Annotated in this window: 21 protein-coding genes and 1 tRNA gene; 8 read left to right on the forward strand and 14 right to left on the reverse strand. The window is 71.0% G+C overall.

Annotation, left to right across the window (positions count from 1 at the left end):
- Positions 1-31: 31 nt before the first annotated feature.
- The 7 genes from LY12_RS14560 to dacB all read right to left on the reverse strand — a co-directional run bounded on the left by LY12_RS14560 (position 32) and on the right by dacB (position 7,365).
- Positions 32-826, reverse strand: a complete 795-nt coding sequence (locus LY12_RS14560) for an ESX secretion-associated protein EspG (RefSeq protein WP_253856919.1) — start codon at positions 824-826, stop codon at positions 32-34.
- Positions 827-832: 6 nt separating this feature from the next.
- Positions 833-2,314, reverse strand: a complete 1,482-nt coding sequence (locus LY12_RS14565) for a hypothetical protein (RefSeq protein ID WP_253856920.1) — start codon at positions 2,312-2,314, stop codon at positions 833-835.
- Between the two features lie 18 nt (positions 2,315-2,332).
- Positions 2,333-2,698, reverse strand: a complete 366-nt coding sequence (locus LY12_RS14570; RefSeq protein WP_253856921.1) for a hypothetical protein — start codon at positions 2,696-2,698, stop codon at positions 2,333-2,335.
- 184 nt (positions 2,699-2,882) lie between these two features.
- Positions 2,883-3,461, reverse strand: a complete 579-nt coding sequence (gene hpt, locus LY12_RS14575; protein WP_253856922.1) for a hypoxanthine phosphoribosyltransferase — start codon at positions 3,459-3,461, stop codon at positions 2,883-2,885.
- 14 nt (positions 3,462-3,475) lie between these two features.
- On the reverse strand, positions 3,476-4,531 hold the full coding sequence (tilS, locus tag LY12_RS14580; protein WP_253856923.1) for a tRNA lysidine(34) synthetase TilS: 1,056 nt from the start codon (positions 4,529-4,531) through the stop codon (positions 3,476-3,478).
- Complete coding sequence (locus LY12_RS14585; RefSeq protein ID WP_253856924.1) at positions 4,510-5,571, reverse strand: Rv3626c family coenzyme F420 biosynthesis-associated protein; 1,062 nt, start codon at positions 5,569-5,571, stop codon at positions 4,510-4,512. Before LY12_RS14585 ends, tilS begins: the two co-directional genes overlap by 22 nt.
- Before the next feature lie 99 nt (positions 5,572-5,670).
- Positions 5,671-7,365, reverse strand: a complete 1,695-nt coding sequence (gene dacB, locus LY12_RS14590) for a D-alanyl-D-alanine carboxypeptidase/D-alanyl-D-alanine endopeptidase (protein ID WP_253856925.1) — start codon at positions 7,363-7,365, stop codon at positions 5,671-5,673.
- 420 nt (positions 7,366-7,785) lie between these two features.
- Between dacB and LY12_RS14595 the strand changes: the two genes are divergently transcribed.
- Entirely contained in the window at positions 7,786-7,989 is a 204-nt protein-coding gene (locus LY12_RS14595; protein ID WP_253856926.1) for a hypothetical protein, read from the forward strand.
- Positions 7,990-8,430: 441 nt separating this feature from the next.
- Positions 8,431-8,946, forward strand: coding sequence for an inorganic diphosphatase (locus tag LY12_RS14600; protein ID WP_183650962.1), 516 nt, complete (start codon positions 8,431-8,433; stop codon positions 8,944-8,946).
- 124 nt (positions 8,947-9,070) lie between these two features.
- Here LY12_RS14600 and LY12_RS14605 read toward each other — a convergent pair whose 3' ends face one another.
- The 5 genes from LY12_RS14605 to LY12_RS14625 form a co-directional block, all read right to left on the reverse strand.
- Positions 9,071-10,252, reverse strand: coding sequence for a benzoate/H(+) symporter BenE family transporter (locus tag LY12_RS14605; protein ID WP_253856928.1), 1,182 nt, complete (start codon positions 10,250-10,252; stop codon positions 9,071-9,073).
- A 25-nt stretch (positions 10,253-10,277) separates the two neighbouring features.
- Positions 10,278-10,538, reverse strand: coding sequence for a hypothetical protein (locus LY12_RS14610; RefSeq protein WP_253857457.1), 261 nt, complete (start codon positions 10,536-10,538; stop codon positions 10,278-10,280).
- A 46-nt stretch (positions 10,539-10,584) separates the two neighbouring features.
- Entirely contained in the window at positions 10,585-11,124 is a 540-nt protein-coding gene (locus LY12_RS14615; protein WP_253856930.1) for a gamma carbonic anhydrase family protein, read from the reverse strand.
- Between the two features lie 66 nt (positions 11,125-11,190).
- The gene (locus tag LY12_RS14620) at positions 11,191-12,039 is read right to left on the reverse strand and encodes an IclR family transcriptional regulator (RefSeq protein ID WP_253856932.1); all 849 of its coding nucleotides are present in this window, start codon (positions 12,037-12,039) and stop codon (positions 11,191-11,193) included.
- A 92-nt stretch (positions 12,040-12,131) separates the two neighbouring features.
- Positions 12,132-13,742 carry a long-chain-fatty-acid--CoA ligase gene (locus LY12_RS14625; protein WP_253856934.1) on the reverse strand — a complete coding sequence of 537 codons (1,611 nt, stop codon included), beginning with the start codon at positions 13,740-13,742 and terminating at the stop codon, positions 12,132-12,134.
- A gap of 124 nt (positions 13,743-13,866) precedes the next feature.
- On the opposite strand from LY12_RS14625, the gene LY12_RS14630 reads away from it, so the two are divergent.
- Genes LY12_RS14630 through LY12_RS14645 form a run of 4 tightly spaced genes read left to right on the forward strand, consistent with a single transcriptional unit; the run spans position 13,867 to position 17,874 of the window.
- The gene (locus tag LY12_RS14630; RefSeq protein ID WP_253856935.1) at positions 13,867-14,742 is read left to right on the forward strand and encodes an isocitrate lyase/PEP mutase family protein; all 876 of its coding nucleotides are present in this window, start codon (positions 13,867-13,869) and stop codon (positions 14,740-14,742) included.
- 5 nt (positions 14,743-14,747) lie between these two features.
- Positions 14,748-16,013, forward strand: a complete 1,266-nt coding sequence (locus LY12_RS14635) for a 3-isopropylmalate dehydratase large subunit (RefSeq protein ID WP_253856936.1) — start codon at positions 14,748-14,750, stop codon at positions 16,011-16,013.
- A complete protein-coding gene (locus LY12_RS14640; RefSeq protein ID WP_253856939.1) occupies positions 16,013-16,534 on the forward strand; it encodes a 3-isopropylmalate dehydratase small subunit in 522 nt (173 codons plus the stop codon). Before LY12_RS14635 ends, LY12_RS14640 begins: the two co-directional genes overlap by 1 nt.
- A 23-nt stretch (positions 16,535-16,557) precedes the next feature.
- Positions 16,558-17,874, forward strand: coding sequence for an MFS transporter (locus LY12_RS14645; RefSeq protein ID WP_253856940.1), 1,317 nt, complete (start codon positions 16,558-16,560; stop codon positions 17,872-17,874).
- Positions 17,875-17,913: 39 nt separating this feature from the next.
- Here LY12_RS14645 and LY12_RS14650 read toward each other — a convergent pair whose 3' ends face one another.
- Entirely contained in the window at positions 17,914-20,520 is a 2,607-nt protein-coding gene (locus LY12_RS14650; protein WP_253856942.1) for a helix-turn-helix transcriptional regulator, read from the reverse strand.
- Positions 20,521-20,686: 166 nt separating this feature from the next.
- On the opposite strand from LY12_RS14650, the gene LY12_RS14655 reads away from it, so the two are divergent.
- Positions 20,687-21,553, forward strand: coding sequence for an alpha/beta hydrolase family protein (locus LY12_RS14655; RefSeq protein ID WP_253856944.1), 867 nt, complete (start codon positions 20,687-20,689; stop codon positions 21,551-21,553).
- Between the two features lie 398 nt (positions 21,554-21,951).
- Here the strand turns inward: LY12_RS14655 and LY12_RS14660 are convergent.
- A tRNA-Thr gene (locus LY12_RS14660) sits at positions 21,952-22,025 on the reverse strand.
- A 132-nt stretch (positions 22,026-22,157) separates the two neighbouring features.
- Here LY12_RS14660 and LY12_RS14665 point away from each other — a divergent pair.
- A complete protein-coding gene (locus LY12_RS14665; RefSeq protein WP_253856946.1) occupies positions 22,158-23,828 on the forward strand; it encodes a hypothetical protein in 1,671 nt (556 codons plus the stop codon).
- Positions 23,829-23,990: the final 162 nt, after the last annotated feature.

The raw sequence follows: 23,990 nt of genomic DNA on the forward strand, positions 1-23,990 counted from the left end.
TCAGCGCTTCCCCTCGTTCACGGCGACGCCGTCACAGCGACGCTGTCGCCGCGGCCCCGGCCGCACCGGCGAGCATCTCGGACAGGCGGTGCCGCAAGGTCGGGGCGTCGGCGGGGGCGATGGTGATCCAGTCCCGGCCGTCCCTGCCACGGCTCGCCTGTGTGAAGTAGCGGCCAGACTCGGTGTCGAACCAGCTCAGCACGGGCATCCGGGTCCGGCCGCCCGCGGGGTTGCGGGCGTTGGCACCGATCTGCCCACCCCGAAGCCGCGGCTGGGCGTTGAGTCGCGCGAGGGCCTTGCGGTCGTCGTCCGGCCCCGCCTTGCCGTCGGGTCCGGCGGGACCGCGCCGCTGCAGGAAGTCCACGCCCGAACCGGACAGCAGCTGCTCCAACGGAACAGTGATCGACTTCTCCTCACCGCGGCGCTCCGCGGGCAGCAGCCCCACGACCGCACTGGCCAGGCCGTCCGCGGGGACCCGGTCCACCACGTAGCCCCCGGAGTCCGAGATCAGCAGCACTCCCTGGGGGCCCAACGCCGCGGCAACCGCCAGGTGCGGCTCGTCGTCCGGCGAGTCGACCTGCACGGAGTCCAGGCTCACCTGTGCCGTGGCCAGACACCCGAACCAGTCCTCGATCAGTGGTGTCGGACTGCCGGACTCGTCGACGAGGCCACGCGCCGCCAGCTGGCCGAGAGTCTGCTCCCGCAGTGCCGCTCGCTGCTCCAGCGTCTCCCCGTGCGATCGAACCTCGAGCGGATAGGGCAGCTCACCGGCGCCGAACGACTCCCACAGGAAATCGAACTCCAGTGGCGTGAGCCGCTCCGCCAAAGGTCATCACTCCTCGTCGTCCGGGCCCCAGGCGCCGAGCACGGGCGGTGCCGTCGCCTGGTTCGCTCCGAACACGTCGTCCGGATCGGCCTCGATGAGGAACGACGCGTGCGTGTGTTCCTCTTCTCCCTGACCATTACCCGCTGCGGCGCCCGCCGCACCCATGCCTGCGCCCATACCGCCGCCGCCCATCGGCGTGGCGGCCGGTGCCATCGCGGCGGCCTCGCGGCCACCGATGACGCCACCCGCGCCCGGCATACCCGCGTTCTGCGGCTGCTGCACCGACGCCGCGGGCTGGGCCGTCTGCTGTGCCTGCGCCGACGTCGCGCCCTCGTCGTGCTGCTCCTTCTCGGACGCGCTGGTCTTGCTGCCCTTCGCCAGCGCGCGGCCCGCGACGGCGGCACCACCACCGGCGAGCGCGGCACCACCCGCGACCGCACCGAGACCGCCTGCCGAGGGGCCGGACGGTGCCGCCTGCGCGGCCGCCGAGGAGGCACCGGCTGCGGGGGCCTGCGCGGCGGGCTGCTGCGGGGCCTGCGGAGCCGGCGAGGCGGGCTGCTGCGGCGCCTGCGGAGCCTGCTGGTGGGCCGCACCGCCGTGGGCGGCGAACCCTTCGACACCGCGCACGCCGCCCGCGGGGCCCGCAACGCCCCCGGAACCGATCGAACCGACCGCTCCCGGGCCGCCGAACGACGAGACGTGCGTGCCGCCCGAGTTCGTCGACTGCTTCAGGCCCAGCGACTCCGGCCCGAAGCTCGGCGTGGAGTTGTCGACGTCGGACATCGCGGCGGTGTAGGTGTTCAGGTATTGCACCTGCTGGGCCTTGACCGCGCGGGCCTGGTCGAACTTCTCCTTCATGTCCTTGGCCATCGCCGCAGGACCCATGGCCAGCATGTTCGCGGTCTCGGAGGCCGGGTCGAACTCCTCCGGCTGCGGCATCTTCTTCAGCTCCGCGGCAGCGGCGGCCTGCTGCGACAGCCGCTGGCTCATCGTCCTGGCCGCCTCGGCGGCCTGCGAGCTGGAGTTGGCGATACCCACGAGCGCACCCTGCGCGGCGCCCGCGGCCTGCCCGACCCACGCCGTGCCGAGTTCGCTGATGGTCGCGTAGAGGTCCTCGGAGACCTGCTGCAGCGTCGTTCCGTGCCGTCCCCAGGAGCTGCCGATCTCCTCGGCGCTGCCGGGCACGTTGTTGACCGTCGCGAAGGAGTAGAGCTGCTTGCTCTCGTGCGCCGCCCAGTTCGGACGGTCGGCGATCGCCCGCTCGTCGTCGTAGGCGAAGCCGTCCTGCCGGTTGCGCGCCCTGCTGACGATGTCGGAGACCTCGCCCGCCTCGCCGAGCCGCACGGCCTGGCCCGCGGCCGCGACCGGCGCCGGGCCGCCCTGCAGTCCGCTGTCGACCGGAGCGGGGCCACCGTCGAGAGTCGGCTCGGCCGCACCGTCACCGGAGAGGTCGGAACCGATCAGACCGGAATCGTTGTCGATGTTCACTGCTCACTTCCCCCTGCGTCAGAGCTGCCCGGTGAACGGCTGGGCGTTGTCCTCGTCGATGTCGCGGTAGCGGCGCATCGCGGTGGTGATCGCCTGTTCGGCCTCGTCGTACTGGCTGTAGAGGTTCCGGAGCGCGTCGGCGTACGACTCGCGGCCGCCCGCGCGTTCGGAGAACTTCGCCGCCATCGCGTTGCCGACCGGGTTCGCGCCGATCTGCGGCGGGGTGGACAGCTCCTCGGCCTTCTGGAGCAGCGCCTCGACCGCGTCCTTGCCGGTGCGGAGCTTGTTCAGCACGGTCTCGGCGTGGTCGGGGTCGATCCCGACCTGACCGTCGACCGCCGCCTGGCGGAACGCCGCCGCGTCCGCGTGACTGCTGTTCCCCATGTTCCAGACTCTCCCTACGTCCCCTCAGAGTCGACGGCAGGCCTCTCGGCAGCCGACCTGCGATCTTCGCTTAGGTTAACGCATCAGCGCATTCGGTATGACGCGATCGAAGGAACCACGGTTCCGCCTTCACGCGCATGGCTCGCACCAGCCGAGATGCACTCACCACGCGTAGCGGAACGCCCTACGTGGAATACACCTTCGGGTCGAGTGTGCCGATGTAGGGCAGGTCACGATAACGCTCCGCGTAGTCCAGACCATAGCCGACCACGAACTCGTTCGGAATATCGAAGCCGATGTACTTCACCGGCACGTCGACCTGCACCGCTTCCTGTTTACGCAGCAGTGACACGACGTTCAGCGAACGAGGGTGGCGCGCCGTCAGGTTCTTCATCAACCATGACAGCGTCAGGCCCGAATCGACGATGTCCTCCACGATCAGCACGTCCCTGCCCGCGATGTCGCGGTCGAGGTCCTTGAGAATCCGCACCACCCCGGACGAGGTCGTCGACGAGCCGTACGAGGAGACGGCCATGAACTCCAACTGCGCCGGCACGGGAAGCGCCCGCGCGAAGTCGGTCATGACCATGACGGCGCCCTTGAGCACACCGACCAGTACCAGGTCCGTGCCACTCGACTCGCCCTCGCCCGCCGCGTCACCGCCACCGGTGTAGTCCGCGGCGACCTTCTCGGCCAGCTCGGCGATCTTGTCCTTGATCTCTTGCTCGGTGATGAGGACGGAGGCGATGTCGCCTTCGTACACGGCAGCTGTCCCCTCTAGCGGTGGTGTGACGTCGTGATGATCCCGGTCGCCGCCGGTTCGACCCTGAGCTTTCCACGTGCCCGGCTCGCCTCAAAATCCCCCGGCAGCCATACGCCGCCCTGACCCCGCCAATCGGCGACGAGTGCGTCGACGGATCGCAGGTGCCCGTCCGTGAGCTCGCGCACTCCGGCATCGAGCAGCCAGGTCCGCAGCGCGCGTCTCCGCAGCGCGGCGGGGGCGGTTTCGAGCGCAGGCACCGACAGCTCCGGAGGGGCGTCGCCTCCCTCGTCCGCGCCTGCACGAGCGTCACCGCGCGCGGCGGCGAGCAGCTCCTCGCCCAGGTCATCGAGCACGTCGACGTCCTCTCGGAGTTGTGCGGCCGTCCGTGCCAGCGCGCCCGCGACGCCGCCGCCGAGCACGTCCTCGAGCATCGGCAGGGCCTCCTCCCGAATCCGTACCCGCCGGTAGCGGCTGTCCGAGTTGTGCGGGTCCTGCCACGGGGCGATGCCGAGTTCGTCACACGCGGACCTCGTGGTGGTCCGCGGCAGGCCGAGCAGTGGCCTTCCCCACGGCGGGTCGTACGAGCGCATCCCCGCGATCGATCGCGGGCCCGAGCCGCGGCCGAGTCCCAGCAGCACCGTTTCGGCCTGGTCGTCGCGGGTGTGCCCGAGCAGTACGGGTGCGCCCGCGGACGCCTCCCGCAGCGCTGCGTACCTGGCTCTGCGCGCCGCCGCCTCCGGGCCGCCGCGCCCCGACACCGACACCGGCAGCACGCGGACCTCGCCCACGCCGAGTTCCCGTGCGGTGGCGGCGGCCTTGTCCGCGACCTCCGTGGAACCGGCCTGCAACCCGTGGTCGACGACGAGCGCCGTCACCGGCAGGTTCCGGCACGTGTGCGCGGCCGCCTCGGCGAGCGCGAGCGAATCGGCACCGCCCGAGACCGCGACACACAGTGATGCCGGCGCCGGCTCCGGCATCGCAGCCAGGAACTCCCGGACGGCCTTGCGGACGGCCCCGACGGCGCGGAATCCGCTCCGGCCGGACGTCGTCAGTGGACCCGCTGCACCCATGCCTGCGGGTCCTTGATCTCGGCGCGCGTCGGCAGTGTCTCCGGGGACGTCCAGACGGCGTTGAAACCGGACATGCCCACGGCACCGACGACGTACTTGGTGAACGCCGCGCCCTGTTCGTACTGCCGGACCTTGGCGTCGACCCCGAGCAGCGCGCGTAACAGCCGGTCGAGCAGGCCACCACCCTTGCGCCGCTCGGTGAACCGCCTGCGGATCGTCGCCACACTCGGCACCACGTCGGGACCGACCGCGTCCATCACGTAGTCCGCGTGCCCTTCCAGCAGGGTCGACAACGCGATGAGCCGGTCGAACACCTCGCGCTGGCCGGGCGACTGCACCAGCTCGGCGAGTCCCAGCACGTCGCGGGAGTCGGATTCACGCAGCGAGCGGAGGTTCTCCGGCAGCCGCTGCAGCGTCGCCGCGACCGTCTCGTCCGAACCGGCGAACCCACTGACGAGCTTGCCGACCTCACCCGCGAAGTAGTCGCGCAACCAGTCGACGGCGGTGAACTGCAACCGGTGGGTGCATTCGTGCAGGCACACCCAGAGCCGGAAGTCCCTGCCCGGCACCTTCATCGCCTGCTGCGCGGTGACGACGTTCGGCGCGACCAGCACCAGCTCGCCGTCGGTGTCCGGCCCGCCGAACGGGTCGTACTGGCCGAGCACCCGGGAGCCGAGGAACGCCAGCACGACACCCGTCTGCACCCCCGCACCACCCGCGACCAGCGACGACAACTTCGACGCGCGCTCCGGTGGCACCGCGCGGCTCGTCAGCTCGCCGAGTCCCGCTGCCGCCGACCGCACCCAGCCGGGCCGGTCGACCACGGTCCCCGGCGGCACCGGCAGCCCTTGGCCGAGGCCCGTCAGGTCGCGGACGTAGCGTTCCGCGTCGACGGTCAGGTCGCGCAGGTCGGCGACCGCGCGGTCTGCCTCCTCGCGTGACACGGACGGCCCGCCGCGTGCCAACAGCGCCCCCGTCGATGCCGCCACGGACCAGTCGACCAGCGGATTCGCGGGTGCTGCCTTCGTCTCGGCGTTCACATCCACCGACGCTACCCGTTCCGGCAGTACCGTCCCACCGGCCTGCGGCAACCGCTGCGACAGCGCCACCGCATCGCCAGGGCGGCGGCCGCAACTCTCCTAGCCGCAGCCGCACTCTCGGAGGGTGGCGGTGACGGTGTCGAGTGCGTCGCGGGCGGCCTCGGTGTCGCCCGCCTTCGAGGTGATGAGCGAGAACGCCAGGACCCGGCCGTCCACGGTGACGACCTGGCCGGTCAGCGCATTGGTGCCGGTGGACGAGATCGTGCCGGTCTTGGCGCGCACCCAGCCGCGGGCCTGCGCGGGCGTTCCCTCGGTGTAGCGCTCGGCAAGCGTGCCGGTGCCGCCCGCGACGGGCAGGCCGGCCAGCATCGGCCGCAGCGTCGATGTGCGCTCATCGGCGTGCGCGCTGCCGCCGGGTGCCGCGGCGACGGACATGACCTCCGACAGCAGCTTCGTCGTGACGCGGTTGTCCACCGAGAGGCCGCTGCCGTCGTGGAGCGTCACCCCGCTGACGTCGAAGCCGTGTTCGCGCAGCACGTCGAGGGTCGCCTTCGCCCCGCCCTCGAACGAGGGCTCCCGGCCCTTGGAGATCGCGATCTGGTGCTGGATCGCCTCGGCGAGAGTGTTGTCCGACAGCTGCAGCATCTGCTGGACGAGCCGCTCCATCGGCGCCGACCGCACCTCGGCGATCGGTTCGCCGGTGAACCGCCCCGGCAGCTCGCCTCCCCGCCGCTCGTGGAGCTTCCTCGTCAGCTCGCCGTCGACATCCGCCGCGGCGAACTTGCCCGCCAGTTGTTCGATCATCCGTTTCGCCGGGTCGCCGAACCGTTCGGACGTGTCGTCGAGCGGGTCCGTGCGGCCGCCGTCGAGCATGATCGGCGCGAGCGGTGCGGCGTACGTCGACGGGGCGTCCTCCTTCGCCCAGCCCTGCGCCGTCTTGTCGGCGGTGTACCGGCTCTGGTCGAGGGCGAACGCGTCGATCTGGCCGTCGACGGCTTCGTCGATCTGCTTCGCGAGGTCGTTCAGGTGGGCCGCGCCGCGGTAGAGGGATTCCTCACCTTCCGGCAGCGACGACAGCGTCACGTCGCCGCCCGCCTTCACCACGACGGCGTTGTACTCGCTTCCGGTACCGGCGGGTGCCATCCCGTACGCCTTCGTCGAGAACCGCATGTCCGGACCGAGTTCGAGCAGTGCCGCCGCGGCCGTGAGGATCTTCGTCGCCGAGGCGGGCGTCACGGCCCTGTTCTCACCCTGCGACCACAGCGTCTCGCCGCTGGTCGCGTCGATGACCGTGCCGCTGAGCGTCCCCAACGCCCCCGAACTCGTGGGTCCCGCGAGCGCCTGCTGCAGGCCGCTCGCCGTCGGTGCGTCGCCCTGTCCGCCGATGGGCTGCAGCTGCCGCGTGACGGCAATGGGCTCGGGTTCGTCGCCCTTCGGCAGGTTCGGCGCCCAGGGCAGGCCGAGGCGGTTCGACACGGCCGGCAGCGCCAGCGTGATGCCGACGGCGACGACGAGCACGAGCGCCAGCCCGCTGAGCAGCAACCCGCGGCCACGTCGGCGACGTTTCGGAGCGGGACCGGGGTCGGCCTCCCCGTCCGAAGGACTGTCCGTCGGGCCGTCCGGTGGGCCGTCGGAACCCCCGTCCGAGCCGTGTTCGGCAGCGGGGTCGGCCTCGGTGGGGGTGCCTGCCTCGGCAGCCGCACCGGGAACGTCCGGCGTGGTCGACTCGGGGACGCCGGAATCGTCACGAGCGTGACCCTCCGGGTGCGCATGGGGCCCCGGCTGGATGCGCATCGGACGAGCGGACGTACCCGCGGGCGGAACGGGCGTCGTGGAGATCGGCGGGTGCGCAGGGCGTTGCTGCGGTGGCGTTGGCCGTTGCGGCTGCCCCGACCGCGAGGCGCCCTGCTGCCGTGGGCCCGGCTGCGAGGGGCCCTGCTGCGGTGGGTGCGGGTGCGGGCCATGCGGCCGTGGAGCGGTGGGCTGCGGATACTGCTGGTCGGGCCGGGGTTCCCGTGGGTCGGAGTACCGTTGCCGCGGGCCGGGCTGAGACTGGTCGGGCTGCGGCGTCCGGCTCGCGGGCCGGTCCGGCTGTCCCTGCGCCCCCTGTCCCTGTGGTGACTGTCCCTGTGCCGACGGATTCGGCGGTCCGGACGGCTGCCACTGCTGCACCGGCTGCTGCCGGCCGCCCTGCTGCTGGTGTGACGCCGCCCGGTGTGGCTGCGGCTCGTGTGGCTGCGGCTGGTGTGGCTGGGGCTCCTGCGGGCGCTGGGGCATGTGCCCGGGCTGCGACTCCTGTGCCCGCCCGATCTCGGGGCGCCGCTGGGGATCCGTGCGCTGCTGCGCCGACGACGACTGCTGCGGCTGCCGCGACTCCGGCGGCTCCGGTCGCTGCGGCGCCGACGACTGCTGCGGTGACTCCGGCGACTGCGGCGATTCCGCCGGCTGCGGCGACTGCGGTGATTGGGACGACGACCGCGGCGACCGGGGCGCCGTCGGGCCCGCACCCGACGCGTCCTGGTTCGACGAACCCGACGTCACCGATTCCGCGGATTCCGACGTCGAATACCCGGAAGCCGAGTGCTCGGGTGACGAGTCGATGTCGTCCGACGGCCACGCCGGTCCCCCGCCCGCAGCCCCGCCGGCGTCGTCGTCCGCGCCGGTTTCGCGTTGTGACACGTACCCCTCCAGCAAGTCCCCACCGCGTGCTAATGCGTTCCGCCGCTCGAACGGGGCAGATATCACACTAGTGCCATCCTTAGTGCTACCTGACCGAGCGGTGGGTCACACTGGTCGGGTAAGGACATGACATTTTCAGCCGCGAGCGACGCGGCGCCGACGAGATCAAGCGAGGACGCCGTGGACTTCGACGTCACGATCGAGATCCCCCGCGGGGAGCGCAACAAGTACGAGGTGGACCACGAGACGGGTCGGATCAAGCTCGACCGGACGCTCTTCACGGCCACGCAGTACCCGGCCGACTACGGCTTCATCGACAACACGCTCGGCCAGGACGGCGACCCGCTCGACGTGCTCGTCCTCGTGCAGCAGCCGACCTTCCCCGGCTGCCTGGTCAAGTGCCGCGCCGTCGGCATGTTCCGCATGCGTGACGAGAAGGGCCCTGACGACAAGGTGCTGGCCGTGCCGACCGGCGACCCGCGTAACGACCATCTGCGGGACATCCACCATCTGAACGAGTTCCACAAGCTGGAGATCGAGCACTTCTTCCAGGTGTACAAGGACCTCGAGCCCGCCAAGAGTGTCGAAGGCTCCTCGTGGGTCGGCCGGATGGAGGCCGAGGCCGAGATCGAGCGTTCGCTGGAGCGTGAGCGTGAGCGCCTCGAGAAGGAGGCCGCGGACGCCGGCAAGCACTGAGCCGCAACCGCACGGAAAAGGGGATCCGACCACACGGGCCGGGTCCCCTTTTTTCGTGCCTGGTCCCGCCCCCAGGGGCACTTTGGTCGCATTCAGTGCAACCAAAGTGCCCCTGGGGGTGTTATCAGGAGCGACGGCGGGTGATCAGGGCGGTGAGGACGCCGGCGAGCAGGCCCCAGAACGCCGAACCGATGCCGAGCAGCGTCACGCCGGACGCGGTGGCGAGGAACGTGACGACGGCGGGTTCGCGCCACCGCTCGTCGCCGAGCGCCGAGGTGAGCGAGCCCGTGATCGTCGCGAGCAGGCCGAGTCCGCTGATGCCGATGATCAGCGCCTCGGGAAGCGCGCCGAGCAGGGAGCCGACCGTGCCGGCGAACACCCCGATGACCAGGTAGAACAGGCCCGCCCACACGGCGGCGAGGTAACGACGGCTGCGGTCCTCGAGCGCCTGTGGCCCGGTGCAGATCGCCGCGGTGATGGCGGCGAGGTTCAGGCCGAAGCAGCCGAACGGCGCGAGCAGCAGGTTCGCCACGCCCGTGGTGCCGATGACGGGCGACAGCGGCACGTCGGTGTAGCCGTCGCCTCGCAGCACCGCCACGCCGGGCAGGTTCTGCGACGCCATCGTCACGATGTACAGCGGCAGTCCGACACTGATGATCACCTGCCAGTCGAACTCCGGCATCGTGAACACGGGCGCCCCGAACGCGAGGTCGACGCGGTCGAGCTGCAGTGTCCCCGTGACGGCGGTCGCGGCGACGCCCACGGCCAGCGCGACGAGCACCGCGTAGCGGGGCACCCACCGCCGCGCCAGCAGGTACGCCAGCAGCATCGGGAACACGACGGCGAAGCTCGTCTCCAGTTCGCCGAACAGGTCGATGCCGAACTGCACGAGGACCCCGGCGAGCAGGCCGGAGGCGAGTGCGACCGGAATGCGGTTCATGACGCGTTCGAACACGCCGGTCACACCGGTCAACGTGATCAGCGCGGCCGACACGACGAACGCTCCGATCGCCTGCGCCATGGGAACGCCGTGCAGACTCGCGGCCAGCAGTGCGGCGCCCGGGGTGGACCAGGCGGTGACGATCGGCGCGCGGTACCGCAGTGACAGGCCGATGGACGTGACGCCCATGCCGACGCACACCGCGAGCATCCACGACGTGACCTCTGCGGGAGTTGCGCCTGCGGCTCGCGCTGCGGAGAAGACGATCGCGGCCGTGCTGGTGACGGCGACGAGTACCGAGATGAGACCCGCGGCCACGGCGGTCGGCGGGAACACCCTGGGCACGAGGGTCTTCTGGGCCGTCATGCGGTGGTGGTCATGCTGTTGTCGCTCACTTCGCTCGTACTACCGGCCTGCGGTCGACGGGTCCGCCCGTTCGGGTGATCCTACCCAGCGGCCCGCGGCGGTTCGGGTGACGAGGTAGAGCACGGCGGCATTGAGCAGATGCCACAGCCTGCCGCTGGACGGCGATGGCGGCGAGCAGGAACCCGACGTTGCTGATCGTGTTGAGCGGCTCCCCGAACAGGCCGGGCGCGAGGCGTTCGCAGTAACCGTCGACGTAGGCGGTCCAGTCCGCGGCGTTCGGGTTCACGTGGCCGGTCTACCCGGCGAAGGTGAGCGGCGCGCGACGTCGTGCCTCACTCGGGCCGGTCGGGTTCGGCGATCTCCTCCACGCCGTCGGCGTGACGACGGGCCAGCTCCTGGTAGATCGCGGCGTTGTGGTCGATCCAGCCTCGGGCGCTGTCGGTCAGCGGGACGAACTTCTTCGCGGGGCTGCCCATCGCGATGACCTCGGACGGCACTTCGGTGCCCGGCGTGACGGTGGAACCGGCGGCGACGAGCGTGCGCGCGCCCACGGTGGCCAGGTCGAGGACCGTGGATGCGTTGCCGATGAGCGCCTGCTCGCCGACGGTGCAGTCGTGCACGATGCACGAGTGACCGACGGTGGCGTTCGCACCGACCTCGCACACCCCGTCGCCCACGTGCAGCACGGAGTTGTCCTGCACGTTCGCGCCCTCGCGGATCACGATGCGGCCGAAGTCCGCACGGACGACGACGCCGTACCAGATCGACGCGCCCTTCTCCACGACGACATCGCCCACCAACGTGGCCGTCGGCGCGATCCACGCCTCGGGGTGGACGGAGGGGCGCTTACCTTCGAACGCGAACATCGGCATGGGCACAGCGTAGATGTGCCGTTCGCCCGGGAGGACCGGACGTGTGCCACATCGGAGGTCCGGGATTCAGCCCGCCACGTCCAGCGGCGACCCGAGGCGGGCCGAGATCGTCGCGGCGGCCTCTCGCACGGCGCTGATGATGCTGACGAGCTGGCTGCCCCTGAAGTCGCCCGCGGGGCCGCCGAGACTGACGGTGGCCTCCAGTTTCCCGGTCCGGTCGAACACCGGGGCGGCGACCGCACCGACACCGTTGAGGTAGTCCTCGTCGCTGATCGTGTATCCCTCGTCGCGGATCCGGTCGAGCTGCGATTCGAGACCGGCGCGATCCTGCACCGTGTGCCGGGTGAACGCTTTCAAGGGCTCGGCCAGCCAGCGCTCCCGCAGTTCCGGGACGAACGCGAGCATGGTCATCGGCCCCGCAGCCGCGTGGTACGGCAGCACCGTCCCGATGCCGATGTGCTTCACCGACAGCGGACTCGACCCTTCGTAGCGGTCGATGACCACGGCGCCGCCGTCGCCGGGAATCATCAGGTACGCCGTGTCGCCGAACCGTTCGGCGAGGGACAACAACGAGGGCCGGGCTTCGTCGCGGAGACTGAAATCGGCGAGCGCCACCGATCCGAGGCTGAACAGCTTCATACCGACCTTGTAGTCGCCGTCGGGCGTCCTCGTCAGCCAGCCCATCCGCACGAGCGTGCTGAGCAGCCGGTGCGTGGTGGTCTTGTTCAGACCGGTGGCGGCGCACAGTTCCGTGAGCCCGAGGACCGGTTTTCCGCCGTCGAAGGCGTCCAGCAGCTGACCGGCGCGGACCACGGAGTTCACCATGTTCTTCGGGTCATCGGTCTTCAGCTCGTCGGCCTTCGAGGTGTCGGTCTTCGGGATGTCGTCGTGGCCGTCGTTGTCTATCGGTGGCATCCGTTCACTTTCCTTCTGCCGTAGGCACTGCTCGGCGTGAGGCGAACCGTCGGCGCAGGCGCGGTGTCCGCCGGCACGATACGTCGGCGTGTTCAGGCGTACTCGCCACGGAGTCGCTTCTTGTCCAGTTTGCCCACGCTCGTCTTGGGAACCTCCGCGACGAACTCGAACCGGTCCGGCACCTGCCAACGCGGCACGCGGTCGGCGAGGAAATCGCGCAACCGCGCCGCATCGACGTCACCGGCCGCCACGACCGCCATCGGCCGTTCGTCCCACTTCGGGTCGGGCACGGCGATCACGGCGGCCTCGCGTACCGCGGGGTGTGCCAGCAGATGATTCTCCAGCGCCACGGAGGAGATCCATTCGCCGCCGGATTTCACCAGGTCCTTCGTGCGGTCGACGAGGCGCACGTATCCGCGTTCGTCGACCGTCACGACGTCACCGGTGCGGAGCCAGCGCCTCTCCTCGGAGTCCGCGAACTTGTCGGCCGTGGAACCGGATTCCGCGCCGTAGTAGTCGGCGACGACGTACGGGCCGCTGATCTGCAGTTCGCCGATCGAGGTGCCGTCCCACGGCGCCTGCGCATCGTCCTCGACGGCGCGCAGCTCCAGGCCCGGCATCGGCCTGCCCTGGCTGGACTTCGCCGCCGCGGTCGCGGTGGCGTCGCCGCCCGCGGGCGGGTTGGCGATGAGCCCCACGGGCGAGCACTCGGTCATTCCCCATGCGTGCACCGGTTCGATACCGAGTCCGGCCAGTTCGGACATCAGGGTTTCCGACGCGGCCGAGCCGCCGATCACCACCCGCTGCAGGGAATCCAGTGCCTCGCGGTCGACCTCCCCCGCACGGGCCGCGGCGACGAGATTCGCCCACACCGTGGGGACGGCGGCGGAGAACGTCACGCCTCCGGCCGCGAAACACTCGGCCAGGCCGGCGGGGTCGGTTCGTTGCGCGGGCAGGACGAGGCCGGCCCCGGCGAGCAGGCTCGCGTACGGCAGGTTCCACGAGTTCGCGTGGAACATGGGCACCACCGGGCAGACGACGTCGTGCTCGGAGATCGCGAACGTGTCGGCACCGCACAGTGTCAGCGCGTGCAGGTAGACCGACCGGTGGCTGTAGACGACGGCCTTCGGCCAGCCCGTGGTGCCCGAGGTGTAGCAGATTCCACTCGCCTCGTTCTCGTCCGCGGGCCGGTACCACCGGCCGTCGCGCGCAGGCAGGCCGGAGGATTCGGCGAAGCGGGTGACGACGGCGCCGCCGTGCCGTTCGGGGAGCTCGTCGATGTCGCCGTACACGATCACGTGCTCGACACACGCCGGGAGCGTGACGGCCGACCACTCCGGCCACAGCGCGGCGTCCACGAGCACGGCCCGGTCGCCCGCGTGCTCGACCGTGTAGGCGATCTCCTCGCTGCCGAGCCTGATGTTGACGGTGTGGAGCACCAGTCCGCTGCCGGGGACGGCGATGTAGGCGAGCAGGTGTTCGCGGGTGTTCGGGGCGAACGTCGCGACGCGGTCGCCGGGGCGCAACCCGAGTCCGGTCAGCCAGCCTGCGAACAGGCGCGCCTGGGCGAACAGTTCGCCGTAGGTGCTCGCCGTCGGTCCCGCGTCGCCGCCGACGACCACCGGCCGGTCGGCGAAGAGCGTTTCGCACCTGTCGAGGATCTGGTGCAGTCCCAGCGGCTCCGGCTGCATCACCGCTCGCATCCGAGCTCCCTTCTCCCGTTTCACATAACGATACATGTTCCGTTTTATGTGCGAAACGGTTGACACTTGCACATGCGGCTGCCTAGCTTTCTCGAAACTAGTTCCGGATAACGGAAGGTGGACAATGTCGACCACCACATCGACCGCCACGCTGCGCGAGCTCGTCGACGACGACCTGGTGTTCGCACCCGGCGTGTGGGACGGGCTGACCGCACGACTCGCCGAGCAGGCAGGCTTCGAGGCGCTCTGCGCGTCCGGGTTCGCGGTGTCCGCGGCGCTCGGCTACCCCGACGCCGAGCTGTACACGATGACCGAGAACCTCGACGCGGTCCGCACCATCCGCGAGGCCAGCGGGCTGCCGCTGGTCGCCGACATCGACACCGGCTACGGCAACGCCGTCAACGCCGCGCGCACGGCACGGAAGTTCGCCGACGCGGGCGTGCAGGCCGCGTTCATGGAGGACCAGGAATCCCCCAAGCGCTGCCCGGTGTGCGTCGGGGATCCCGTGCCGCTGCTCGACGTCGAGACCGCGAGCGGGAAGATCCGCGCCGCCGCGGACGCGGCCGACGGCCGGATGCTGCTCATCGCCAGGACCGACGCCACCGGCGACGAGGCGCTGCGCCGGGCCGAGGCCTACGTGGCCGCGGGTGCGGACATGATCATGCCGGTCACGAAGACGTTCTCGGACGCAGAGCAGTGGGCGAAATGCCGCGAGGTCGCGGGCGTGCCGTTGGTCGCGACGCTCACGGCGTCGACGTGGACGGAGCGCGACTTCACGCCCGAGGTGCTGCGGCAGATCGGGGTGCGACTCGCGCTCCTGCCGACGCAACCGCTGATGGCCGCGGCAGGAGCGTTGCGCACGTGTCTCGAACGCCTGGCCGGCGGCGAGCCTCCCGCACGGGTGAGCGCGGACTCCCTGCAGCACCACGAGTTCGTCGACCTGATCGGCTTCGCGGACGTCGAGGCCGCTCAGCAGCGCTATCTCCCCGCGGACCGGTGATCGGCATGCCGCAGACCATCACCGAGAAGATCCTCGCCCGCGCGGGCGGAGTCGACAGCGTCCGCCCCGGGCAGAACCTGCCGTTCCGCCCCGACCACATGATCGCCTACGACTTCCCCGGCTACACCGACGTCATGTTCCGGCAGATGCACGAGGACTTCGGCATCACCGAACTCGCCGAGCCCGAGCGATACCTGGTCTTCATCGACCACATGCTCACCAAGGGCGACGAGAAGGAACGCGACATCCACAAGGTGACCCGGGACTGGTGCGACTTCTACGGCGTCACCCTGCACGAGGCCGAAGGCATCGGCCACCAGGTCGCCGCGGAGCTCGGCTACGCACCGCCCGGCCGGTTCCTGATCCACTTCGACGGGCACGTCAGCGGCCTCGGCGCGTTCGGCAGCCTCGGCTGGGGCGTACGGCGCGACCTCCTCGAAGCGTGGGTGAGCGGCCAGATCTACCTGGACGTACCCGCGACCGTGCGATTCGACCTGACCGGCGAGTTCCGGCCGGGCGTCGACAACCGGGACCTCATCCACGCGATCATCGGACGACTGGGCGCCGACGGCTGTGCCCACCAAGTGATGGAGTTCGGCGGGCCCGGGGCCGAGGCGATGAGCATCGACCGACGCCAGGGCCTGTGCGGCATGGCCATGTTCACGGGTGCGGTGTCGGCGATCTTCAACCCGGACCGCAGAGCGCTCGACTACGCGGATGCCGTGGCACGCGGCCCGTACGAGCCGGTCTCCAGCGACCCCGACGCCGAGTACAGCTCCCGCCACACCTTCGACCTCTCGACCATCGAACCCCAGGTCGTGCTTCCCGGATCCGCCAGGTCCGCCAACACCCGCGGGGTGTCCGAACTGGACACAACCGAGGTGACGAAGGCGTTCATCGGCTCCTGCGCGAGTGGCCGCATCGAGGACATCCGCGACGCCGCGGCACTGCTGGAAGGACGGAAGGTGTCGGCAGGCGTGGAACTCAACGTCGTGCCGACGTCCGCCGAGATCCACCGGCAGGCGGAACGGGAGGGCCTGCTCGACGTCCTGCGCGCCGCCGGAGCCAACATCCACACCTCGAGCTGCGACTTCTGCTTCGGCTACCAGAAGCCGCTGCAGCCGGGGGAGAAGTGCATCTCCACGGGTGTCCTGAACATCTCGGGCCGGATGGGCAGCACGGCATCGGAGATCTACATGGGATCGGCCTCGACCGTGGCCGCGAGCGCGATCACCGGGACGATCACGGATCCGCGCGAGGTGATGGCGTGATGAGTGGCTACCCGCCGCCGCCCGAGACGATCCGCGGCCGTGTGGCATGGATCTTCGGGGACGACTTCGACGTCGACCTGATCATCGGCGTGGAGAACATCAAACACTACGACGCAGACGTGCTCCGCGGCGTCACCATGCAGGCGTACGACCCAGATTTCGTCGACGAGGTCGAACCGGGAGACGTCATCGTCGGCGGCCGGAACTTCGGTTACGGCCACCCCCACTACCCACCGCTCGTCGCACTGCGCAACCTCGGTGTCGCCGCCGTCGTCGCGGAGTCGTTCTCCCCGGGGTTCTGGCGCGGCGAGACCTACAACGGCATGCCGTTGATCACCGCACCCGGCATCACTGACCACGTTCGGCGCTGGGACCCGGTGGAGGTGGACTGGCGGAAGGCCAGGGTCACCCTGCCCACGGCAGGCACGACGCTGGAAGGCACACCGCCGAGCGAACGCGTCACCAAGATCATCGAGGCAGGCGGGAGCCTTCGGCTGCTGCTCGCCGAACACCGCCGTTGACCCGCATCCCCGGAGGAACCGTCATGACCTCGACACACGGCGCCAGCGATGTCGCCGTCCCCACCTTCTCGCCCCGGCTCACGCGGCGCGCCGCTCTCGCGGGCGGGGTCGGAACACTCATCGAGTACTACGACTTCAGCGTGTACGGCTTCCTCGCCGTCACCATCGCGCCGCTGTTCTTCCCCAACTCCGACAGCACGGCATCGATGCTGGCGGCGCTGGCCGTGTTCGCGTCTGGCTACGTCGTCCGGCCGCTCGGCGGGGTGTTCTTCGGCTGGCTCGGCGACCGGTACGGCCGCAGAGCACCGCTCGTCGCGACGATCGTCGGCATGGGGTTGTGTTCCGGGCTGATCGGCATACTGCCCACCTACGAGTCCATCGGCGTGCTCGCTCCCGTCCTGCTCGTGCTGCTGCGATTGGTCAGCGGGTTCTGCGCGGGCGGTGAGATCGGCGGCGCCGCCACGTACATCGCCGAGTCGACGCCACCCGAGCGGCGCGGCTTCTTCGGCTCGTTCACGCCGTTCGGTTCCACCTTCGGATTCGCGACGGCGGCAACGGTCGTCGCCGTGGTCACCAGCGCCGTGGGCACCGGCACCATGTCCGGCTGGGGCTGGCGCCTGCCGTTCCTGCTGTGCTTCCCGTTGGCGCTGCTCTGCCTGTGGGCGCGGGCTCGCCTCGAGGACACCCCCGAGTTCACGAAGACGAAGCAGGAGGGGCGGCAGGCGAAGTGGCCGTTGCTGCAGGTGCTGCGGACCAACCCGGTCGCCGTGCTCCGCGTGATCGGCGTCGCCGTCGCCACCAACGGCACCGGCTACATCGGCCTGGTGTACATGAACGTCTACCTGATCGACGACCTCGGCTACCCGGCGGGCGACGTGTCGTGGTTGTCGGCAGGAGTCATCGCGCTGGCCTGCTTCACGATGCCGTTCGTCGGGCTGCTGTCGGACCGTTGGGGACGCCGTAAGGTGATCGCCACGGGCGTCGTCGGCTACCTGATCATCAGCTATCCGGTGCTGGCGCTCATGGAGTCGGCCGACAGCCTGCTGGTCGTCGGCGTGCTGTACCTGGCGTTCATGGTCCTCAACGCGCTGCTGCAGGTTCCGGCGTTCCCGATGTTCACGGAGTTGTTCGGCGGCAGCACGCGGTACACGGGCGTCGCGCTCGGCTTCAATCTGGGCACGATCCTCGCCGGCGGCACCGCGCCGTACATCGCCACCCTGCTCGTCCAGCAGACCGGGGACCGGCAGTCGCCTGCCTTCTGGGTCATGGGCGCCGCACTGGTCGGACTGCTCAGTCTCATCCGGCTCCGCGAGACGGCGAACACCGCGCTGCCGCGCTGACGGCCCAGCGGCCGGCCACGTCCGGCGGTGTCCGGGCCTTCACCCGTTCCCCGCCGAAGGCCCGGACACCGCCGCGACGAGTTCGACCCGCGAGCGCACACCGAGCCTGACGAAGATGTTGCGCAGATGGTGCTCGACGGTACGCCGGGAGATCGCCAGCCGTTCCGCGATCTCCCGGTTCGTCCGTCCATCCGCGACCAACCGGACGATGCGTTCCTGTTGCGGTGTCAGCTCTTCGGCCGACGACGGCGTGGTCTCGTCGGCGCGATCGCCCGCGGCGCGCAGTTCGTCGCGGATCTGGGCGGCCCAGTAGCCGGCGCCCGCGTCGTCGGCGAGGCGGAAGGCGTCGCGCAGTACCGAGCGCGCCTCGCGGTTACGGCGCTGCCGCCGCAGCGCCCTGGCGTACGCCAGTTCGGTGCGGGCGAGTTCGAGCGTCATGCCGCCGGACCGCTGGAGTTCGACGGCGCGGCGGAAGTGCTCCTCCGCGGTCGCCGGGTCGGCCGCGAGCAACGCCCGGCAGCGGTGCGCCAGCGCGAGCCACACGCCGGTCCCCGTCGACTCCGCCCATGTCTCGTACCGTTCGAGTGCCCGCCGTGCGCTGTCGGACTCGCCGCACCGGATCGCGGACTCGACGAGCTGCGGGATGGCCGCGACCTGCACCGTCGACCGGCCGGTCCCCGGGACGAACAGCGCGTCCAACCGCCGGAACGCGTCGGCGGGCCGATCGTCGAGCAGGTCGGCACATCCGCGCACCCACTCGGCGAGCGCTGCCGCCCGCCGGAGCCCGACGCGGTCGATCCTGGCCTGCGCCGCCGCCACCCGTGCCAGTGCCGCGTCGCGATCGCCGAGCGAGACGTAGGCCAGGCCCGCGAGAACCTCGTGCTCGGCGGCCGTGTTGCGCTGGCCGCTCGCCACGGCCAGCGCAACACCTTCCCCGCTCGCCTCCACCGCCGCGTGCGGCCGGTCGAGCAACGCCGACGTGAGCGAGAACTGGAACAGCGCCGTGGGCAGCAGCGTCGGGTTGTCACCGCCGCGGGCACCGGCGACCGCGGCCGCGGCCCGGTCGTGCGCCAGTCCGGGACGGCCGAGGGTCATCGCCGCCTCGGCCGCGCACAGGGCGCCGCGGACGTCGTCGCCCGCCTCGGCCAGTACCTTCCGCAACGCCGCGGCGCCGGCCGCGTGGTCACGGGTGAACATCGCGGCCATGCCCGCAAGGTGCGTCGCCACCAGGGTTTCCGTTGCCGCCGCCAGCCTCGCCGTCTCGGCGTGGCCGCATCCGTCGGCGGCGGTGCGGCGTGCTTCGGCCGCGAGCAGGAACGCGTCGGCCGCCTCCTCGACGGGCAGCTTCCGGGCGGCGAGAAGCAGCTGGTGTGCGGCGACCTCCGGGGCGCCGTCCCTGAGTTCGATCTCCCCGACGGCGACCAGAACCCGGCCCACCACCGGGCCGGGCGGTGCGTGCTCGCGGGCGTGCCCCAGCAGTCTGCGTGCCGGCCCGACCCGACCCTCGGCCCAGTACCGGCACGCGGCGCGCCGCAGCCGTTCGGCCTTCTCCGCTCCTGGAGGGGTGAGTCGCGCGGCCCGATGCCAGGCGAGCGCGGACGCCTCCGGGTTGTCGTCGGCCACCGCCGCGAGCCGGTCCGCGACGTCGTCGCGGCCCTCGGCGCAGGCACGGTGCCACTCCCACGCGGCGCGATGACGCCGCGGATCGAGGGATGCGGCGATCGCGGCGTGCGCGTCGTTTCGCTCGCCTGCCGACGCCGCGGCGTACACGGTGGCACCGACGGCCGGGCTGGCGGCGCGAATCCCGTCGGCCGTGCTCCGCACCAGTCCGCTGCGCTGCACCTCGGCGGGCTCGGGGTCGTCGGCGGACGCCTCGGTGGCGCCGAGCGCCTCGGACGGCTCGGCACACGAGGCCCGCAGCACCAGCGCACGAGCCGCGTCGGGCAGCCCCCGGAAGGTGCGCAGCACCGCGTCCCTGCCACGTCCTTCCGCGGGCAGTTCGCACGGCGGCGGCTGGCTGCCCGTTGCCTGCGCGGCGGTGAGCGCGTCGGCGAGTTCCAGCAGGTCGGACGGGTTTCCGCCGGCGGCCTCGATCAGTTCGGCTGCGACGGGTGCGGCGACCCGCGCCGGTACGAGGCGCAGCGCTTCGTCGTCGGTCAGCGGCGGGAGCGTTTCGACGTGGAGGCCGGCCAACCGGTCCGCTTCCGGCGCCGCGAGCGGCACCGTGAACACCACCGCGACGGGCCCTCGCGCGCATCTGCGCGCCAGGAACGCCAGGACGTCGAGCGATTCGACGTCGAGCAGGTGGGCGTCGTCGACGAGGCACAGCACGGGGCCGCCGACGGCCAGCCGTTCGTGCAGCGCCGCGGCGCGCGGTTGGACGTCTCCCGCGGTGCAGGCGGTGATGCCCGCGGCCGCGCACAGCCGCTGGAGGCCCGCCCACGGGAGTTCGGACTCGGCCGCGATGCCCGCGACCGCGGCGACCCGTACCGGCCCGCCGGTCGGCACGGTGTCCAGCACTGCGGTTCTGCCCATGCCGCGGGCCCCGACGAGCACGAGCGCGCCGCCCCGTCCCGCGCCCACGTCGTCGTGCAGCGCCGCGAGGCGGGCTCGGACGTCGTCCCTGCCCACGATCGCTGCGGCCATAGCCCTCCGCCCTTGGAAAGCCCGTCGATCCGGCGTCCGGAAGATCCGAGAATCCGTCGGTGACTTTCTCACACACCCCCGGTGATTACACCGATGCGCAGCGCGGCGGTGCGGGGCGAGAGTGATCCGGCCAGCAGCCGGACTCACCGGAATTCGAGGAGGAACAGTGCGACGAACGAGACTGACGACGCTCCTGTCGGCGGCCGCGCTTGCGCTCACGGCCGCCTTCGTCGGCCCTGCCGGGCAGGCGGCCCACGCGGCGGGCACGTATCAGCACGGCCCGGATCCGACGGAGGACAGCATCGAGGCCCCGCGGGGTCCGTTCGACGTCGCGGAGGACCGGGTGTCGAGCCTGGTGCCGGGGTTCGGCGGCGGGACGATCTACTATCCGACCGCGACCGGCGAGGGCACGTTCGCGGCGATCGCGATCTCTCCGGGCTACACGGCGAGCCAATCGAGCATCGCCTGGTTGGGGCCGCGGCTGGCTTCGCAGGGGTTCGTGGTGTTCACGATCGACACCGACAGCCGTTACGACCAGCCAGGCAGCCGCGCCGACCAGTTGAACGCCGCGTTGGAATACCTCACGCAGGACAGCGATGTGACCGATCGGGTCGACCCGGAGCGGCTCGGCGTGGCCGGGCATTCGATGGGCGGCGGCGGTTCGCTCGAGGCGGCGGTCGAGAACTCGGACATCGACGCGGCCGTGCCGTTCGCGCCGTGGCATTTGCGCAAGGATTTCTCGGGGCTGTCGACGCCGACGTTCATCGTCGGTGGTGAGTCGGACTCGGTCGCGCCGGTGCGGCGTCACTCGGAGCCGTTCTACGAGTCGATCCCCGACAGCACGGACAAGGCGTACATGGAGTTGGAGCGGGCCAACCACTTCTTCCCGAACACGCCGGACACGACGACGGCGAAGTACACGCTGTCGTGGTTCAAGTTGTTCCTCGACGACGACGAGCGCTACGCGCAGTTCCTGTGCCCCGCGCCGGACGACGGGGACATCGCCGAGTACCGCGACACCTGCCCGTACTGACCGTGGGCGACGGCGGGGCCTTCCGTTCGGCGGAGGGCCCCGCCCCCGTGTTCAGACCTCGCCACCCCAGCGATGCGAGCCCACCCCAGCGCAACCCACACCCCCGCGCCTGCACCCGATACCGGCGACCGGCAACCCACCGCACCAGCGATGCGAAGCGAGCCAACGCAACGCACCCACGCCCCGAAACCCGCACAGCCCCCGACAACCGCTCCCCGAAGCACCCCGCCCGACCCCGAACACACCGCAAGCCCCGACCCCGACCAAGGCAACCACAACCGATGGGGGTCCGGGGGACTCCCCGGGCGGGGGTCTGGGGGCCACGCCCCCAGAAGACACTGCGATGCCCGAACACAGCGAAGGCGCCCCACGCGACGAGCATGGGGCGCCTTCGGGCGAGCCGCCTAGGGGAATCGAACCCCTGACCTACGCATTACGAGTGCGTCGCTCTGGCCGTCTGAGCTAAGGCGGCGTGGACGTGATGTCCTTGCGCGTAACACTATACCGGAGCTTCGTGCGTCACCAACGCCCCCCTCGCTCGTTAGAGGATCAAACAGGCACAGCCACCCCGACCGGCTTCACCTGCACTGGAGGACCCACCACTATGCGCCGACGACTGGCCCGCTCGGCAGCGCTGCCGCTGGCGGCTGCCATGGTCGTCCTGGCCGCCGGACCCGCGGCCGGACAGACGATCCCGACCACTCCCGTTCCGCCACCTGCCGATCCGGACGCGCCGCCCGCGTCGGGGCCGACGAAGACGAAGGCCAAGGCCATCGGGGAGGCGGGCACGGCGCTCGGCATGGTGCGGTTGTTGCCGCAGGCGGTGCCGACGGACGCGATCCTGCCGGGTGCCGAGGACGATCTGCCGAAGCAGTCCGCGTTGGAGGGCGGTTTCGGGTTGTCGAATGCGAAGGTCGATTCGGAGTCGTATCTGACGTACGAGCGGTCGATCGCGTCGGCCTCGCCTGCCGGGCTGGCTATCGGTGGTCATGCGCCGATGCCTCCGGGGTCGGTGACGCAGACGGCGCTGCCGGACAACGAGAAGCCGGTGTCGACGGGTATCAATGCGCCGGACAATCCGCTGGTCAATCTGAGTGCGCTGAACGGTTCGGCGCATGCGCGGTGGAGCGAGGAGCTGGGTCCGTGTGTGGGCACGATCGCGGACGCGTCGACGTCGACGGCCAGCGCGTCGCTGGTGAACACGATCCCGACGATGCCGGACATCGGGCAGCTCAACGGTGCCGGCTCGGGCGCGGAGGAGGCGCTGAGCAAGCTGGGTTCGCTCGCCGATCTCGGCGGGATGCTGTCGGGTCAGCGCACGAACGAGGCCAAGCCCGCCGACGACGGGAAGGGGTCGCTGGTCAGCGCGCCGAACACGTTGTCGACGCGGTCCACGGTGCGGCTGGTCGACATGCCCGGCACCGAACGTAAGGCCGTGGAGTCGACGTCGACGATGCAGGTCGCCGACATCAACATCCTCAAGGGAACGCCGCTGGGCCTGACGGTCAAGGTGGCGAGCCAGCCGACGCTGCGCGTGCTGTCGACCGGCAAGGCGGAGACGTCGAAGGTCGAGTACGAGGCGCCGGTGCTGACGATCGAGCGGAACGGCAAGGAGTTGTTCACGCTCGATGCTGCGAACCCCACTGCTGACATCCCGGTCGGCCTGCCGACGAAGGACCTGAAGGACCTGCCCGGCTACGAGCAGGTCAAGGACGCACCCGTTGTCGGCGACCTCGCGCAGACGATGAACAACGGGGTGAAGGCGCTGAACGGCTCCGCGGCCAAGAAGGTGCTGGACCTGGGTGTGCTGCGGTTGAGCATCGCCGAGTTGACCAAGCGCGGCAGTGAGCAGGCCAAGCCGTTCAAGGGCTACCAGCAGGGCGCATCGGCGCGGTTGCTGGACCTGCAGATCCTGCCGACGCAGAAGTTGAAGGAGCTGTTGCCGGGGGATGCGGCGGAGAAGCTGCCGTCGTCGCTGGCGCAGGTGTCGCTGGGTGAGCAGATCGCCCGTGCGTTCGCGCCGACGGGCGGCGTCGATTGCAGCAAGCCCGAGCCGCCGGCGGCCCCGCCGGAGGGTGGCGGCGCGGCCCCGCCCGCGGGTCCGGACAAGCTGGCGCAGACCAGCGGTGCGTACGCGTCGGTGCCGATCTTCTGGACGGGCACGGCGATGCTGCTGATCGGTGCGGTCCTGGTGGCCGTGTCGCCGGGTCGTCGCGGTGGATCGGCAGCGGCGGCCACGGCTCCGCCGAAGCCGTCGCCTCGCCCGCGGGAGTAACAGCGAAGTTTGCGATGCCCCACGGTGCCGCCCTGGCACCGTGGGGCATCGCCGTTTCGGCACCTACCGCGCATATCGCATCCGGTTCGGTGGCGGCCCGGCGCGAGGGGAAGATGTCTGGCCCCCGCCCGCCGGCCCGACCACCACCCCTCAACGGCACGC

This window comes from Prauserella alba (assembly GCF_024171735.1).
In the GTDB taxonomy this organism is placed as follows: domain Bacteria; phylum Actinomycetota; class Actinomycetes; order Mycobacteriales; family Pseudonocardiaceae; genus Prauserella; species Prauserella alba.

Coding starts and splice junctions, on each gene's coding strand:
- LY12_RS14570 (WP_253856921.1), bottom strand. CDS start 2,698: ATGGGGAACAGCAGTCACGCGGACGCGGCGGCGTTCCGCCAGGCGGCG.
- tilS (WP_253856923.1), bottom strand. CDS start 4,531: ATGGGTGCAGCGGGTCCACTGACGACGTCCGGCCGGAGCGGATTCCGC.
- dacB (WP_253856925.1), bottom strand. CDS start 7,365: ATGCGCATCCAGCCGGGGCCCCATGCGCACCCGGAGGGTCACGCTCGT.
- LY12_RS14605 (WP_253856928.1), bottom strand. CDS start 10,252: ATGACGGCCCAGAAGACCCTCGTGCCCAGGGTGTTCCCGCCGACCGCC.
- LY12_RS14615 (WP_253856930.1), bottom strand. CDS start 11,124: ATGCCGATGTTCGCGTTCGAAGGTAAGCGCCCCTCCGTCCACCCCGAG.
- LY12_RS14620 (WP_253856932.1), bottom strand. CDS start 12,039: ATGCCACCGATAGACAACGACGGCCACGACGACATCCCGAAGACCGAC.
- LY12_RS14625 (WP_253856934.1), bottom strand. CDS start 13,742: ATGCGAGCGGTGATGCAGCCGGAGCCGCTGGGACTGCACCAGATCCTC.
- LY12_RS14630 (WP_253856935.1), top strand. CDS start 13,867: ATGTCGACCACCACATCGACCGCCACGCTGCGCGAGCTCGTCGACGAC.
- LY12_RS14635 (WP_253856936.1), top strand. CDS start 14,748: ATGCCGCAGACCATCACCGAGAAGATCCTCGCCCGCGCGGGCGGAGTC.
- LY12_RS14640 (WP_253856939.1), top strand. CDS start 16,013: ATGAGTGGCTACCCGCCGCCGCCCGAGACGATCCGCGGCCGTGTGGCA.
- LY12_RS14645 (WP_253856940.1), top strand. CDS start 16,558: ATGACCTCGACACACGGCGCCAGCGATGTCGCCGTCCCCACCTTCTCG.
- LY12_RS14650 (WP_253856942.1), bottom strand. CDS start 20,520: ATGGCCGCAGCGATCGTGGGCAGGGACGACGTCCGAGCCCGCCTCGCG.
- LY12_RS14665 (WP_253856946.1), top strand. CDS start 22,158: ATGCGCCGACGACTGGCCCGCTCGGCAGCGCTGCCGCTGGCGGCTGCC.